Raw genomic sequence first — 14,661 nt, 5'->3', positions numbered from 1 at the left:
GCCCAGCGGCCCGGCTTGAAACAGACGGACCGCCAGCGTGGTCAGAAAATCAGGGGCGCTTCATCTCGCAAGTGGTGGCCGAGTCCTTGGACGCCAATTCCACAATTGTCTCGGCAGCCATGCCACGACCCGATTTGTCGAATTCGAACAGGATATTCTCGGGCGTCTGCCCTTGTACTGTCACGGTCTGGATCACCTGGTGATCGCTTTCGCGCATTACGGTCTTGCCGGTTATGATACTGTCGTACTCCATCCCCTCAAGGGCGTAGGCAATCGCTTTGATATCCGTGGCATTGCCGACTTCGTTGACTGCTGCAGCCAGCATCGGCGCGACATTGGCCATTTGGGGTTGGCCGAAATCCAGATCAGGGAAGCTTTCATAGAATGTGGCGATGAATTCCTGCCCTTCCGGCGTCGCGGGCGGATTGACCTGTCCTGCGCCGACCAGTTTGACGATGCCGTCGCCTTCTTCACCGAAGGCCGCCGTGATACCCGACGTTGCCCCATAGTAGGTGTAGATCGGCTGGTCGAAGCCCGCGCTCATGATAGCCTTGCCCAGACCAACCATGTCACCGCCCCAGTTGCCGGTGATCACCGCATCCGCGTCCGAGCCCACAATCTTGCGCGCATAAGGCGTGAAGTCTTTGACTTTGCCAATCGGATGCAATTCGTTCCCGACGATTTCGATATCCGGGCGCTTTTCCTTGAGGAACCGCTGCGCCGCTGCCGCGACTGCCTTGCCAAATGAATAGTCCTGGCCAATCACATAGACTTTTTTGATGTCCGGGTTGGCGGCGATGTCGTCGGTCAGCGCGTCCATCTTGATGTCGGCATTCGCATCAAACCGGAAATGCCAGAATTGACATTTGTCATTGGTCAGCGCCGGATCTACGGCCGAGTGATTGAGGAAGATGACCGGATCGTCCGGGTTGCGCCGATTGTGTTTGGCAACAGCCTCGGACAGCGCGCTGGCCACACCAGAGGACGCACCCTGGGCAATAATGCGAATCCCCTGATCCATGGCAACCTGAAGCTGTATCAGTGATTCCTTCGCGCTGATTTTATTGTCAAAGGGCACCATCTCAAACTCAGCCTGCCCATCCAACAGCGCGCCAGGTTCATTAACCAATTCTTTGACGGTATGTCGATAAATCGCCAACCCTTGCGTGCCGGTTGTGGCAAATGGCCCGGACAGCGGATCGATGTAAGCAATTTGCACTTTCTCTTGCGCCGCCGCGAATCCTGCAGTCAGGCTCGCAACAATCGTAGTGGCCATCAATATATTTAACTTATTCATTTATTCCTCCCTATTGACGTCAGGCGGTTGGTTTCAACCTGCCAAATGATCCGCACTTGGGTGGGGGATCAGTCATGATCATCATTGTGGTTCGTTAGTGTGTCAATGACTTACCGGCAGTTCTGAAAACTTCTGAACGGTCACGGTGCAAATCCATCAAGGGATGGTAAAATTGTTCAATTCCTGAAGCTTGGGTTTCTCTCTGGCAGGGTACATGAAAGCCCACCAGCGGATGTTGCCGTGAAAAAAGTCAGGAAATCAGAACTTCGCCCACACGCAAATGCGATGTCCAGACGTCGCCCGACAGGTCTACGTTTCTCCTCGTGATTTTTGCCGCATTGTACCCGCCTGACATCCCTGCAGATGCCAACACCTGCAACTTTTTTACCTGCCCAAACTGAACCCGGCGATCCACACAAGATTGATTAACGGTCAAAAATCCAAACAGACAAAAGACGCCAACAAAAGGTTTTCGCAAAGCTTTAAGGTGACTCTCTATTTTCCGGGATACGCCCACGGGCGCGCTGCAAATCCCAGCGCAACATACCTGACCGAAGCTGGCTGCTTCTGACCGGGTGAGAAATCCATGATCACGGTCAATCAAAAATCAACCTTCTGTTGATCCGAATTAAATGTTGTCATGTTAACCTTCGTTCGGCCGATCAAAACAGGAATTCAGCATGGGTCGTTTTGGTGAATTCACCGGTGGCCAGACCAAGTGAGCGATGACTTCACGAGCAAAACAAAGACCCTTCAGGCGCGGAACTATCGGTCACAATAGGCGGCATGGCTAGCGATGAAGGCGGTGCGTTTCCAGAGCATTGAGGGGCTTTGGCCACCACCACAACAGCCGTCCTTAATCCTTTCAGCTGGAACACAACATGATCTCTCCGGTCTTTCTACAGTGCAGTGGCACCTTGGGCTCAAGCTAGTCTCAATTTCCAGGCAGCAGCACCCCGACGATGTCGCTGCCGCACTTCGTAACAGCCAATTGTGACACCCCCAACCTCTGTGATCCTGACCCGCCAGTCACCTGAGTGTTGCGCGAGCTGCGCCACAAAGCTTTTGACGCGTACGCAATGCTCCATTCCAACGGGTCGCAAAGCGCGGCAAGTTTTCGAAATGATGAAAAAAGCTTAAAAAATGATCTGGGTCAAAAAGCGTCGGCTTAACTAACGCTATGCGGTAGGCTTGAACAAGGAATCAAGTGCAGCCAGGTCGCCGTAATATGAGCCAGTTGACCAGCCGACGCGCGTTTCTCAGCGCCAAAGTCCGAGGAGAGGACTTAAGTATTATCAGACCTCCGGGATCTGTGGTGCCCGGATTTGTCGATCTGTGCACCAAGTGCGGTGACTGCGCCAAAGCCTGCCCTGAAGATGTGATCGTAATTGGTGCGGACGGGTTTCCGGTGTTATACTCGGACAACGGCCCTTGCACCTTCTGTGGCGAATGTGCGCAATCCTGCCCGACAGAGGCACTTGAACTTGAGCGTCTGTCAAACTGGCCTTGGCGCGCGTCGCTCAGCGCTGCATCCTGCCTTTCCATGAACGGTGTCAGCTGCCGCGTCTGTCAGGACAATTGCGAGCACAACGCCATCAGCTTCAGGCTACAGCAAGGCGGGCGGGCTGAACCGTCACTGGACACCGATACCTGCACCGGCTGCGGGGCCTGTGTAGCGCTCTGCCCTGTCGACGCCGTCACTTTGGAACGTCAAACCAAACCCTTAACGGAAGCGAACACATGAACATCTGCGGTTGCCTTGCACATGTCGCACCCGAACAGGCGCAAGCCGCGGCTCAGACATTTAATGACACACCGGGTGTCGAAGTACACGCCCAGGACGATGATGGCCGTTTCGTCGTCGTCGTAGAAGATACTCCTACACGCCTGGCGTCCGAAACCATCATGGATCTGCATCTGGTCCCTGGTGTGGTCTCGCTGACGCTGACTTATCACCATTTCGAGGATATCGCGGAAACCCGTCCACGCCCCGATGCCCCAAGCCAAACCACCAGCCGGAGGCCCACGCTATGACTATCTCAGAATCTCGCCGGACTTTTCTAAAGGCCTCAGCGGCCGCAGCAACCGCCTCAGCAGCAGGTATCCCTCTGGCCACGGGCCAGGCCAACGCGCAAATCGGTGTTCCCGATATCCGTTGGGACAAGGCCGCCTGCCGGTTCTGCGGCACCGGTTGTTCGGTGCTGGTCGGCACCAAGGAAGGCCGCGTTGTTGCCACCCAAGGTGATCCGGACGCACCCGTGAACCGCGGCTTGAACTGCATCAAGGGCTATTTCCTGTCCAAGATCATGTACGGCAAAGACCGTCTGACCACGCCGATGCTGCGCAAGACAAAAGGCGAATACGACAAGAATGGCGAATTCGAACCGGTTAGCTGGGACGAAGCCTTTGATGTCATGGCCGCCAAGTGGAAAGAGGCTTTGGCCAAGAAAGGCCCGACCAGTGTGGGCATGTTCGGCTCGGGCCAATGGACAGTCTGGGAGGGCTATGCCGCATCCAAGCTGATGAAAGCCGGGTTCCGGTCCAACAACATCGACCCCAACGCGCGGCACTGTATGGCGTCGGCCGTTGTGGGGTTCATGCGGACGTTTGGTATCGACGAACCGATGGGCTGTTACGACGATTTCGAACATGCGGATACATTCGTGCTCTGGGGGTCGAACATGGCCGAGATGCACCCGATCCTGTGGTCGCGCCTGACGGATACGCGCCTGACCAAACCGGGTTGCGAAGTGCACGTGCTGTCCACATACGAACACCGCTCGTTCGAGTTGGCCGATAATGGCATGGTTTTTGCACCGCAGACCGATCTGGCGATCCTGAATTATATCGCCAATTACATCATTCAAAACGGCGCAGTGAACGAAGACTTCGTCAACAAACACGTCAACATCACCAAAACCGCCACCGACATCGGCTATGGTCTGCGCGACACGCATCAGTTGCAGCAAGAGGCTGAAAATCCGAACTCGGGCAAGTTGGAAACCATCAGCTTCGAAGATTATGCTGACGCAGTTTCAAAATACACGCTGGAATACACCGCCGAACTGTCCGGCGTACCTGCCGACAAGCTTGAGAAGCTGGCCAAGCAATACGCCGACCCCGACCGCAAAGTCATGAGCCTGTGGACCATGGGTTTCAACCAGCACACCCGCGGATCATGGGCGAACTCGCTGATGTATAACGTGCACCTGCTGGTGGGTAAGATTTCCGAACCCGGCAACTCGCCCTTCTCGCTGACCGGTCAGCCCTCGGCCTGTGGTACCGCGCGCGAGGTTGGCACCTTTGCCCACCGTCTGCCCGCCGACATGGTTGTGGCCAATGACGAGCACCGCGAAATCTGTGAAACCGCCTGGAACATCCCCGAAGGCACCATACCGCCCAAGCCCGGTTTCCACGCCGTGTTGCAGCACCGCAAGCTGAAGGACGGTGAGCTGAACGCCTATTGGGTGCAGTGCAACAACAACATGCAGGCTGCGCCCAACATCAACGAAGAAGGCTATCCCGGCTATCGCAACCCGGAAAACTTCATCACCGTTTCGGACCCTTATCCGACGGTCACAGCCGTATCTGCCGACCTGATCCTGCCCACCGCCATGTGGGTTGAAAAGGAAGGTGCCTATGGCAACGCCGAACGCCGCACCCAATTCTGGCGGCAGCAGGTGAAAGCCCCGGGTGAGGCGAAATCGGACCTGTGGCAGCTTATGGAGTTCGCCAAACGCTTCACCGTTGAAGAGGTCTGGGGCGAAGAGCTGCTGGCCAAGATGCCGGAACATCGCGGCAAGACCATGTATGACGTGCTGTATGCAAACGGCTCGGTCGACAAATTTCCGGTGTCCGAGACAGCCGAAGGGTTCGACAACGACGAATCCGAACATTTCGGTTTCTACGTTCAAAAAGGCCTGTTTGAAGAATATGCAAATTTCGGGCGCGGTCACGCGCACGATCTGGCACCGTTCGAAATGTATCACGAGGCACGCGGTATGCGCTGGCCTGTCGTGGACGGAAAAGAGACGCTGTATCGCTTCCGCGAAGGGTATGATCCTTACGTGCCCGAAGGCTCGGACGTGAAATTCTATGGCCATAAGGACGGCAAGGCCAAGATCATCTTTGCACCCTATGAACCCGCAGCCGAAGAACCGGATGAAGAATTCGATCTGTGGCTGTCCACAGGCCGCGTGCTGGAGCATTGGCACTCGGGCTCGATGACGCGCCGGGTGCCGGAACTGCACCGCGCTTTCCCGTCGGCAGTTGTCTACATGCACCCGCAGGATGCCAAGGATCGCGGTCTGCGCCGCGGGCAAGAGATCGTTCTGTCCACCCGTCGCGGCGAAGTCACCAGCCGGGTTGAAACCCGTGGCCGCAACAAGGTGCCGCGCGGTCTGGTCTTTATGCCGTGGTTCGACGAACACCAGCTGACCAACAAGCTGACGCTGGATGCGACCTGCCCGCTGTCGAAAGAGACCGACTATAAGAAGTGCGCCTGCAAGGTCGAGCGCGCGTAACCGGCACGGATCGCAAAGGTAGCCCCCATGCCCCTCGCCGGTACTCCCCTTTCGCCGCAACGGCGCCGTTTCCTGCAGGATTCGGCGCGCGCGGCTGGCGGCTGTGTTGTGGCCGGGTCATTGTTGGCCTTTCTGGCCCGCGATGCCCGTGCCCTGCCAGCCGAGGCATTGCGCCCCCCCGGCGCGTTGCCCGAAAAGGAGTTTCTGTCGGCCTGCATCCGTTGCGGGCTGTGCGTGCGGGACTGCCCTTATGATACGCTGAAACTGGCCGAACTTGGCGTCGACGCCGTGGCCACCGGCACACCCTATTTCACGGCGCGCGAAGTGCCGTGTGAGATGTGTGACGACATCCCCTGTGTCGCCGCCTGCCCCACCGGGGCACTGGACCCGGGGCTGGATAATATCGACGACGCCAAAATGGGCGTTGCGGTTCTGGTCGATCAGGAAAACTGCCTGAACTTTCTGGGCCTGCGCTGCGAAGTCTGCTATCGCGTCTGCCCCGCGATTGACGAGGCGATCACGCTGGAAACCTCGCATAACCCCCGCTCGGGCCATCACGCGATCTTTGCGCCGACCGTACATGCCGATCATTGCACCGGCTGCGGCATGTGCGAAATAAGCTGCGTTCTGCCCGAAGCGGCCATCAAGGTTCTGCCGGTCAGATTGGCCCGTGGCAGCTCCGCCGACCATTATCGCAAAGGTTGGGAAGAAAAAGACGCCAATGGCGGGCCTCTTGTGGATGGTCTCATCGATCTGCCCGACCGCCTGCCGGGGCCGGGCACCGACAATCTGGCGACGCCCGGCGGGTTCGCACCGTCTTACAACCTTCCGGGGGCGGGACAATGAGCGCGCGCGCGCATATGCCAGTTGGTCATGAGGCGATTGAGGTCAAAGGCTGGATCGGCGCACATAAATTCCTGCTCCTGCGCCGCACCAGCCAGTTGTTCTTTCTGGTGCTGTTCCTGATGGGTCCGTGGCTTGGCGTCTGGATCGTTCAGGGCACGCTGGCGGGATCACTGACGTTAGGCGTATTGCCCCTGACAGATCCCTTCATCCTGTTGCAAAGCTCGGTCGCCGGGCAATGGCCCGAACTGACTGCGCTGATTGGCGGGCTGATCGTGCTGGCAGCCTATGGGCTGATCGGCGGTCGCGTTTTTTGCTCCTGGGTCTGCCCGATCAACCCGGTTACTGATGCTGCCAACTGGCTGCACCGGCGGCTGAACCTGCCCAAAGGATGGCAACCGAAACGCAGCACGCGCCTGTGGGTCATGGCTACGGTTCTTGTCGTTTCGAGCCTGACCGGCGTGATCGCGTGGGAGCTGATCAACCCGATCACCATGCTGCACCGGGGGCTGATCTTTGGCATGGGCTTTGTCTGGGCCATGATCGCTGCAATCTTTATCTTTGATCTGGTGGTTTCGCGCCATGGCTGGTGCGGGCATATCTGCCCGGTCGGCGCGTTTTATGGCCTGATCGGCCGCAAAAGCCTGCTGCGGGTCAGCGCCGCAAACCGGGCCGCCTGCGACGACTGCATGGATTGCTATGCGGTCTGCCCCGAAAACCAGATCATTTCACCCGCACTTAAGGGCAAACCGGGCACGACCCCCATGATCCTGTCCCCGGACTGCACCAATTGCGGCCGCTGCATTGATGTCTGCGCGGTCGATGTCTTCAAGTTTACTCACCGGTTCGACGACCACGTCGCCGCACCTTCCGATCCAGTTCCCGCGCCAGAACCGCGCGCAGCCAGACCTATTTAAGGGAGTGCCAAGATGAACAAGCCACTAATGACAGGCGCCGCCGCCCTGATCCCCGTTATACTCCTGAGCGGGTTCGCCCTTGCGCAATCAGCCCAGGTCGAAGCACTGCGTGGTGCCGATGTTGACGAACCCGTCCCATTGGACGAAATCCATCGCAATGTCGAAGGTCGCATTCAGCGCAACTATCGCCAGCAACCTCCGCTGGTTCCGCATTCGATCGAGCAATACCAGATTGATCTGCGGACCAATCAGTGCCTGTCCTGCCATGACTGGACCAAGGCCGGTGAACGCAACGCGCCAACCCTGTCGATGACCCACTATCTGGACCGCGATGGCAACGAGTTGGATAACATCGCGGGAACCCGGTATTTCTGCAATCAATGCCACGTGCCCCAGGCAAACGCGCCTGCGTTGGTCGACAATGTGTTCGAACCCTCGTCCGGCAATTAATCCAACGCTTGTCTGAAAGGAGCACCAAGATGGCAGACTCCCCCGAAAAACGCGGCTGGATTGGCCGCATCTGGAACGCAATCTGGACACCGACAGTAGTGTTCAGCACCGGTTTTCTGGTCTTGGCCGGGTTTCTGGCCGGTATCCTGTTCTGGGGTGGGTTCCACTGGACACTGGAACTGACCAATACCGAAGAATTCTGTACCTCGTGCCACACGATGGAAACCAATCTGGGTGAATATCGCGAGACGATCCACTACAACAACCACTCTGGCGTGCGTGCGATCTGTTCCGATTGCCACGTACCGCACGAATGGAACCACAAGATCAAAGCCAAGATCATGGCCGTCAAGGATATCTATCATGAATTGGCAGGCACAATCAGCACACCAGAAAAGTACGAGGAACACCGCCTTAGCATGGCCTCTGCCGTCTGGAAGAAGATGAAGGCGTCCGACAGCCGCGAGTGCCGCAACTGTCACAACTTTGACTATATGGATTTCACCATTCAGGAAACTCGTGCCGCATCCGAACACCAGCGCGCCATTGACGAAAACATGACCTGTATCGATTGTCACCAGGGCATCGCGCACAGCCTGCCACCGGGGTATCTTGAAGAATACCAAAGTGTTACGGAAAAACTGGCAGGCAAAGATACAGAGTCTTCACATCAGCAGGTTGCGTCGGACAGTGAAGAAATCCGGTCATTCCTGACCACACGGGCAGACTGAAAAGGGGCAAGACATGCTGGAATTTCTGGGAACACTAGGGGCCAACATCATTAGCTTGCCGGGCATTCTTGGCCTGGCTCTGGGCATGATGACACGCCGGCTTTGGCTGGGTGCGCTTATGGGCGGTCTGGTCGGCGTCTTTGAAACGTTGATCTTTGCCCACGGGAACTTTGCCGGTATCGGGGCCGTGGACCTTATGATTTCCGTGGTTGTGGGTCTTTGCGCGGGAACCGTAGGGTCCGCAATCCGCATCAAGGGCGCAACGGTCTGATTCGCGCAAATACACATAATCCCAAGTCATAGAACTCCATCCGGTGGCAACCACCGGGTGGAGTTTGTCTTTAACCGAACGCGCGGCCAAACACACCGTCTTGGGCGCTTACTGGAATCTCAGCGAAAGGCACGACATGCCGCCGTCCAGTTTGGCGCACTCGGTGTTGTTGATCTCGACTACGTCATAGCCGTGGCGACGCAGCATTTCCGTCGTGCGTGGGAAACCCGCAGGGGAGAACACGAACTGGTTGAACCGGATCGAGTTTGCCGCCGCCTCTTCGCCTTCGGCCACGTGCAGCACGCGATAACCTTCGAAACAGCCGGACGCGTCAAGGCGCTTGGTCGACAGGATCGTCTCTCCGTCCAACAGCGAGCAATCGGTTTTGAAATGCAGCACACCCGGCGGGGTGAACACCTCGCGCAGGGAATGGCCCCAGTCGCTGACGATGGCGCGCAATTCGGCCACACCCTCGGCGTCGGTGCGGTCTGAGCGGCCGACCAGAATTTCGCGCGCGGTCACCAGAATATCGCCACCTTCGATATGGCCCGGCCCTTTGATTTCGCGCAGATCATCGTAGCATTCGCGCAACGTCGGGGCCATCTGCGCGACTTCGCCCATCCGGCTGGGGGCACCGGGGCGCATCAGAACCGCGCCCTGCGGCAGACACAGGGCGGTGTCCTCGACAAACACGGCATCGGGAAAATCATCAAGCGCAGGCAATTCAATCACTTCGGCGCCGGTTTCCTTGAGCGTGGCGACATAGTGGGCATGGTCTTGCATCATCTGGCTTAGGTCGGGCGTGCCAATGTCTTCGGCTCGCAAGCCGTTTACAATACTGTCGGCGGGGCGGCGCGTGATCGCCCGCGAAAACTGATAGGTCGGATCGGTCATATATGTCTCGTTTTGGAAAGCCCAACCGGGGATATATCTAAGGTGACGTGATCTGCGTTATATTGTATGATACGCATCCTGTCGCGTTCTTTTCCTTCGATGACACCTGATACCCGCCCGCCCCGTCGCGTTCGCCCAAACACCTTACCACAGCCGAGCTTTAGTTCACGACTCGGTCAGCCAGCCCCCGATCATGACAATATCCTTGCATAGACGGATGTTTGCCTCTTTAGTGTTCAGACTTACGGGGAGACCTTGATGGGCGAAACCGTCTCAGCCAGCGAACAAGCGGACGCAATTCGCGTCACTGATCTGCATAAATCATTCGGCAACCTCGAAGTGCTCAAGGGCGTTTCCCTGACCGCGCACAAAGGCGATGTGGTTGCCATCATCGGCGGCAGCGGATCCGGCAAATCCACCTTTTTGCGCTGCATCAATTTTTTGGAAACCCCCAGTTCCGGCGAGATCGTGGTAAACGGAGAGCCGATCGCGATGCGCCAGGACGGAACACCCGTTGACCGGCGTCAGATCGAACGAGTCCGCACACGTCTGGCGATGGTTTTTCAAGCCTTTAACCTGTGGACCCATCGCACCTTGCTGGAAAATGTGATCGAGGTGCCGGTTCATGTCCTTAAGGTGCCCCGCGCAGATGCTGTTGCCCGCGCACGACAGTTGCTGGAACGGGTCGGTCTGGCCGAAAAGGCCGACACTTATCCGTCATTCCTGTCGGGCGGACAGCAGCAACGCGCCGCGATTGCCCGGGCACTGGCGGTTGATCCCAGCGTAATGCTGTTTGACGAACCCACCAGCGCGCTGGACCCAGAACTGGTTGGCGAAGTGCTGACCGTGATCCGCGATCTGGCCGCTGAGGGGCGCACCATGCTGCTGGTCACGCATGAAATGAAATTCGCCCGCGAGGTCGCGACCCATGTGGTCTACCTTTTTGAGGGTCGGATCGAAGAGCAAGGCCCCCCTGCCGAGCTTTTCGGGAATCCAAAATCTGCACGGCTGAAACAGTTTCTGAAAACAGTCGGATAATCCAATCAACATGGAGTATTTTCAATGACATACAAGACAGTGCTTGCCGCGACGGTCGCCGTCGCAGCGTTCAGCGCCAATCTCGCCGCCGCCGAAGAGGTCAAAATAGGTATCGCAGCCGAACCTTATCCACCCTTTGCCTCGCTGGACGCCTCAGGCGAATGGATCGGCTGGGAGGTCGAGTTGATCAACGCTGTCTGCACCGCAGCCGAACTGGAATGCGTGATCACGCCGGTCGCTTGGGACGGTATCATTCCGTCGCTGACCGGCCAGCAGATTGACGCAATCATGGCTTCGATGTCGATTACCGAAGAACGCCAGAAAACCATCGATTTCAGCGATGCATACTATAACACCCCGGCCGTCATCGTCGCCGACAAATCCATGGATATCGAGGCGACACCGGAATCGCTGGCTGGTAAAATCATCGGCATTCAAGCGTCGACCATCCACCAGGCTTATGCGAACAAACATTTCGGCGATGCCGCTGAAATTCGCGTTTATCAAACGCAGGACGAGGCCAATCAGGACCTGTTTTCGGGCCGTATCGACGCCACACAGGCCGACAGTATCGCAATGGCAGACTTCATCGCCTCGGACACTGGTGCCTGCTGCGAGATCAAGGGGGCGGTCGCCAATGACGAAGGCGTTCTGGGCCGCGGTGTCGGCGCAGGCGTCCGCAAGGGCGATGACGCACTGCGTGAAAAGCTGAACGCAGGCATTGCCAAGGTACTGGCCGACGGCTCCCATGACGAGATCACCTCGCGGTACTTCACCACCAGCATCTACAGCCAGTAAGACGCGGCTTTGGATCTGATCCTCGAAACGCTGGGGCTTGCCCAATCTGCCGAACTGTTGTCCCTCAGCCCGCCGGGCTGGGGTGGCAACCTGTTACGCGGGCTGGCCAATTCGTTGCAGATCGCCTTTGGGGCGTTTGCGTTCGGGTTGGTGATCGGGCTATTCGGGGCCAATGGGAAACTGCATGGCGGGGTGGTCACACGCGACCTTCTGGCCATCTACACAACAGTGATCAGGGCGGTGCCGGAATTGGTCCTGATCCTGATCCTGTACTACGTCGGCACTGATCTTATCAACAAGGCCGCGCAGACGCTTGGCTATGGCCGGGTAGAAATCAGCGGTGTTGTCGCGGGTATTTGGGTGTTGGGCATCGTTCAGGGGGCTTACGCAACCGAAGTGCTGCGCGGTGCCATTCAGGCAATTCCACCCGGCCAGATCGAAGCCGCGCGGGCCTATGGTATGCCACCCCTGATGTTGCTGCGCAGGGTAACGATCCCGGCGATGATGTCCTTTGCCACACCCGGTCTGGCCAACCTTTGGCTAATCGCAACCAAGGACACGGCCCTGCTGGCGATCGTAGGTTTTGCCGAGCTAACGCTGGAAACGCGCCAGGCTGCGGCGTCAACCCGCGCTTATTTCACGTTCTTCCTGGCCGCCGGAGCCTTGTACATGACGGTGACTCTGTGTTCGGGCTTTGTGTTCGGGCGCATTGAAAAATGGGCGCGACGCGGCCAACCCTCGTTGAAAAGGAGCAAACGATGACCAGCTTGCGCGCATTGTTTGTACCACATCGGATCGTTCTGATGGGCCTGTTCATCGCCTTTGTAGTGTGGTGTGCGGTTTCGCTGAGATGGGATTGGATACCGCAATACGCGCCGCTTGCCCTTGAAGGGCTATGGCGCACGATCTGGCTGTTGGTTGTCACCTGTGTTCTGGGCTTTCTGCTGGCGGTCCCGCTTGGTCTGGCTCAGGCAGTCGGGCCTTGGTACCTTTCTGCCCCGGCCAAGGTCTTTTGCACCATTGTTCGCGGCACGCCGCTGCTGCTGCAGATCTGGCTGCTGTATTACGGTCTGGGGTCCTTATTCCCACAGATCCCGTGGATACGCGCCAGTGAGCTGTGGCCCATTCTGCGGCAGGCCTGGCCCTATGCGGTTCTGGCGCTGACCCTGTCATACGCAGGGTATGAGGGCGAGGTCATGCGGGGCGCGTTTTCCAGCGTCAACAAGGGCCAGCTTGAGGCTGCAAACGCCTTTGGGATGCCCCGTTTTACGGTCTTCCGCCGCATCTGGTTGCCGCAGGCCATTCGCAGTGTTTTACCGACGCTGGGCGGCGAGACGATCCTGCAAATGAAGGCCACACCATTGGTCGCCACGATCACGGTAGTTGAAATATATGCGGTTTCGTCGCGAGTGCGGGCGGATACATTCGTGGTCTATGAACCGCTGCTGTTGCTGGCCCTGATCTATATGATCATCGCTGGGATCATCACGCTTGCGTTTGGGTACATCGAAAGACAAGTCCCCACACGGTAAGCGTTTATCGCCTCACTTTCTTACCAAAACAACCGCGCGCTTTTACTTGATGGCGCGCCGATAAACTATGTGGGCCCGTCACCCTAGGCCGTATTTTGCCCCTCCCCTTTTCTCACGTAAAAGTGAGCAATTAGAAAATTGGGAAAATAATATTACCAATATTTCGATGCTGAGTTATGTTAACGCAACATCGACATCCTTTTCACAAGGACATGGCGGTGATCTATGGGAGGAACAAATGACCAAAAAGCTTATTACACGCCGCAGCGCGTTCAAAAGCCTCGCGGGCGCCGGAGCTGCCACATTGGCTGCACCGCATCTTGCAACCGCCGCTGGTGAAGGGACCACCTGGAAAATTCAAACCTCATGGCCCGGCGGTATCGGGTTGCAGGTGTTCAAGGACTGGTGCGCCACGATCGAGGAAAAGACCGGGGGTGAGCTGGCCTTTCAGGCGTTCGGTGCCAATGACGTGGTTGGCGACTTCCAACTGGCGGATGCAGTGAAAAACGGCGTTCTCGATGCCATCAACCCGTTCACCATCTATTATCAGGGTATCATCCCGGCCGCCGTATTCCTCAGCTCGTACCCGCTGGGCCTGCGCCAGCCACATGAATATGACACGTTCTACTACGGTCTGGGCGGCCTTGAGATCGCGCGCGAACTGTTGCGGGAACAGGGCCTGCATTTCGTCGGGCCTGTGCATCACGGGCCGAACATCATTCACTCCAAGGTTCCGATCCGCTCGGTTGACGATTTCGCCGGGCGCAAGATGCGTCTGCCGGGTGGTATGGTCGCCGAAATCTTCTCGGAACTGGGTGCGGAAACCACGGTTCTGCCAGGGTCCGAGATTTTCCCGGCGCTGGAAAAAGGCACCATCGACGTGGCCGATTATGTTGGCCCCGCGGTCAACCATGCGCTGGGGTTCAGCCAGGTGACCGATTACATCGTAATGGGACCTCCGGGTTTCATGTCGGTCTATCAGCCGGTCGATATCATGGATATCACGGTCGGCCTGGACCCCTGGAACAAGCTGAGCCCGCAGATGCAGGAATTCGTGGAAATGGAAACCCATGTCTATTCCGACCTGCACCACGCCGCCGTTCAGGCCGCCGACCAGGAAGCCTGGAAAAAGTTCGAGGCCGAAGGCACCGAAATCACGCGCCTGTCACAGGACGATGTCGAGCTGATGACCGAGGTCGCCGTGCCGATCTGGTTCAAATACGCCAATCGCGACAAGAATGCGGCGCGCGTGTTCAAGATCCAGCTCGACTATATGATGTCCGGTTCGCTGGGCTATGTGACGCCCGAGATGATCGAAGGCTACACGCTGGATCTGTGATCCGTTGAACGCAATCCAATGGCCCGCG

General features: G+C 57.6%; 15 protein-coding genes. 13 read left to right on the top strand and 2 right to left on the bottom strand.

Annotated elements, in window-relative coordinates; genetic code table 11:
* Positions 1 to 49: 49 nt before the first annotated feature.
* Positions 50 to 1,297, bottom strand: coding sequence for a branched-chain amino acid ABC transporter substrate-binding protein (locus tag JT51_RS12105; RefSeq protein WP_037312844.1), 1,248 nt, complete (start codon positions 1,295 to 1,297; stop codon positions 50 to 52).
* Positions 1,298 to 2,525: 1,228 nt separating this feature from the next.
* Between JT51_RS12105 and napF the strand changes: the two genes are divergently transcribed.
* Genes napF through JT51_RS12070 form a run of 8 tightly spaced genes read left to right on the top strand, consistent with a single transcriptional unit; the run spans position 2,526 to position 9,032 of the window.
* The gene (gene napF, locus JT51_RS21500; RefSeq protein WP_081894675.1) at positions 2,526 to 3,041 is read left to right on the top strand and encodes a ferredoxin-type protein NapF; all 516 of its coding nucleotides are present in this window, start codon (positions 2,526 to 2,528) and stop codon (positions 3,039 to 3,041) included.
* A complete protein-coding gene (locus JT51_RS21495; protein ID WP_081894674.1) occupies positions 3,038 to 3,331 on the top strand; it encodes a chaperone NapD in 294 nt (97 codons plus the stop codon). The genes napF and JT51_RS21495 overlap by 4 nt, the downstream gene beginning before the upstream one ends.
* A complete protein-coding gene (gene napA, locus JT51_RS12095; RefSeq protein ID WP_037312838.1) occupies positions 3,328 to 5,820 on the top strand; it encodes a nitrate reductase catalytic subunit NapA in 2,493 nt (830 codons plus the stop codon). Before JT51_RS21495 ends, napA begins: the two co-directional genes overlap by 4 nt.
* 27 nt (positions 5,821 to 5,847) lie before the next feature.
* Positions 5,848 to 6,666, top strand: coding sequence for a ferredoxin-type protein NapG (napG, locus tag JT51_RS12090; RefSeq protein ID WP_037312835.1), 819 nt, complete (start codon positions 5,848 to 5,850; stop codon positions 6,664 to 6,666).
* On the top strand, positions 6,663 to 7,580 hold the full coding sequence (napH, locus tag JT51_RS12085; RefSeq protein WP_081894673.1) for a quinol dehydrogenase ferredoxin subunit NapH: 918 nt from the start codon (positions 6,663 to 6,665) through the stop codon (positions 7,578 to 7,580). Before napG ends, napH begins: the two co-directional genes overlap by 4 nt.
* A 12-nt stretch (positions 7,581 to 7,592) precedes the next feature.
* A complete protein-coding gene (locus JT51_RS12080; protein WP_037312832.1) occupies positions 7,593 to 8,030 on the top strand; it encodes a nitrate reductase cytochrome c-type subunit in 438 nt (145 codons plus the stop codon).
* Positions 8,031 to 8,059: 29 nt separating this feature from the next.
* Positions 8,060 to 8,761, top strand: a complete 702-nt coding sequence (locus JT51_RS12075) for a NapC/NirT family cytochrome c (protein ID WP_037312829.1) — start codon at positions 8,060 to 8,062, stop codon at positions 8,759 to 8,761.
* Between the two features lie 13 nt (positions 8,762 to 8,774).
* On the top strand, positions 8,775 to 9,032 hold the full coding sequence (locus JT51_RS12070; protein ID WP_037312826.1) for a hypothetical protein: 258 nt from the start codon (positions 8,775 to 8,777) through the stop codon (positions 9,030 to 9,032).
* 108 nt (positions 9,033 to 9,140) lie between these two features.
* Here the strand turns inward: JT51_RS12070 and JT51_RS12065 are convergent, their stop codons facing one another.
* Complete coding sequence (locus JT51_RS12065) at positions 9,141 to 9,926, bottom strand: dimethylarginine dimethylaminohydrolase family protein (protein WP_037312822.1); 786 nt, start codon at positions 9,924 to 9,926, stop codon at positions 9,141 to 9,143.
* Positions 9,927 to 10,184: 258 nt separating this feature from the next.
* Here JT51_RS12065 and JT51_RS12060 point away from each other — a divergent pair, with 258 nt between their 5' ends.
* The 5 genes from JT51_RS12060 (at position 10,185) to dctP (ending at position 14,633) form a co-directional block, all read left to right on the top strand.
* On the top strand, positions 10,185 to 10,964 hold the full coding sequence (locus JT51_RS12060) for an ABC transporter ATP-binding protein (protein WP_037312819.1): 780 nt from the start codon (positions 10,185 to 10,187) through the stop codon (positions 10,962 to 10,964).
* Positions 10,965 to 10,988: 24 nt separating this feature from the next.
* Positions 10,989 to 11,762 carry a transporter substrate-binding domain-containing protein gene (locus JT51_RS12055; RefSeq protein ID WP_037312816.1) on the top strand — a complete coding sequence of 258 codons (774 nt, stop codon included), beginning with the start codon at positions 10,989 to 10,991 and terminating at the stop codon, positions 11,760 to 11,762.
* A 15-nt stretch (positions 11,763 to 11,777) separates the two neighbouring features.
* Positions 11,778 to 12,524 (top strand): ABC transporter permease, encoded by a 747-nt coding sequence (locus JT51_RS12050; RefSeq protein ID WP_419177310.1) that lies wholly within the window; start codon positions 11,778 to 11,780, stop codon positions 12,522 to 12,524.
* A complete protein-coding gene (locus JT51_RS12045) occupies positions 12,521 to 13,294 on the top strand; it encodes an ABC transporter permease (protein WP_037314153.1) in 774 nt (257 codons plus the stop codon). Before JT51_RS12050 ends, JT51_RS12045 begins: the two co-directional genes overlap by 4 nt.
* 238 nt (positions 13,295 to 13,532) lie before the next feature.
* Complete coding sequence (gene dctP, locus JT51_RS12040; RefSeq protein WP_037312810.1) at positions 13,533 to 14,633, top strand: TRAP transporter substrate-binding protein DctP; 1,101 nt, start codon at positions 13,533 to 13,535, stop codon at positions 14,631 to 14,633.
* Positions 14,634 to 14,661 lie beyond the last annotated feature (28 nt).

The sequence above is a fragment of the Ruegeria halocynthiae genome, from assembly GCF_000743705.1.
Classification (GTDB): Bacteria; Pseudomonadota; Alphaproteobacteria; order Rhodobacterales; family Rhodobacteraceae; genus Ruegeria; species Ruegeria halocynthiae_B.
Note: the sequence above shows the minus strand (reverse complement) of the source record. Positions and strands in the feature narration are given on the sequence as shown.

What these genes read in the sequence shown, in the direction of transcription:
- JT51_RS12105 (WP_037312844.1), bottom strand. Translation starts at nt 1,297, where the DNA reads ATGAATAAGTTAAATATATTGATGGCCACTACGATTGTTGCGAGCCTG.
- napF (WP_081894675.1), top strand. Translation starts at nt 2,526, where the DNA reads ATGAGCCAGTTGACCAGCCGACGCGCGTTTCTCAGCGCCAAAGTCCGA.
- JT51_RS21495 (WP_081894674.1), top strand. Translation starts at nt 3,038, where the DNA reads ATGAACATCTGCGGTTGCCTTGCACATGTCGCACCCGAACAGGCGCAA.
- napA (WP_037312838.1), top strand. Translation starts at nt 3,328, where the DNA reads ATGACTATCTCAGAATCTCGCCGGACTTTTCTAAAGGCCTCAGCGGCC.
- napG (WP_037312835.1), top strand. Translation starts at nt 5,848, where the DNA reads ATGCCCCTCGCCGGTACTCCCCTTTCGCCGCAACGGCGCCGTTTCCTG.
- napH (WP_081894673.1), top strand. Translation starts at nt 6,663, where the DNA reads ATGAGCGCGCGCGCGCATATGCCAGTTGGTCATGAGGCGATTGAGGTC.
- JT51_RS12080 (WP_037312832.1), top strand. Translation starts at nt 7,593, where the DNA reads ATGAACAAGCCACTAATGACAGGCGCCGCCGCCCTGATCCCCGTTATA.
- JT51_RS12075 (WP_037312829.1), top strand. Translation starts at nt 8,060, where the DNA reads ATGGCAGACTCCCCCGAAAAACGCGGCTGGATTGGCCGCATCTGGAAC.
- JT51_RS12070 (WP_037312826.1), top strand. Translation starts at nt 8,775, where the DNA reads ATGCTGGAATTTCTGGGAACACTAGGGGCCAACATCATTAGCTTGCCG.
- JT51_RS12065 (WP_037312822.1), bottom strand. Translation starts at nt 9,926, where the DNA reads ATGACCGATCCGACCTATCAGTTTTCGCGGGCGATCACGCGCCGCCCC.
- JT51_RS12060 (WP_037312819.1), top strand. Translation starts at nt 10,185, where the DNA reads ATGGGCGAAACCGTCTCAGCCAGCGAACAAGCGGACGCAATTCGCGTC.
- JT51_RS12055 (WP_037312816.1), top strand. Translation starts at nt 10,989, where the DNA reads ATGACATACAAGACAGTGCTTGCCGCGACGGTCGCCGTCGCAGCGTTC.
- JT51_RS12045 (WP_037314153.1), top strand. Translation starts at nt 12,521, where the DNA reads ATGACCAGCTTGCGCGCATTGTTTGTACCACATCGGATCGTTCTGATG.
- dctP (WP_037312810.1), top strand. Translation starts at nt 13,533, where the DNA reads ATGACCAAAAAGCTTATTACACGCCGCAGCGCGTTCAAAAGCCTCGCG.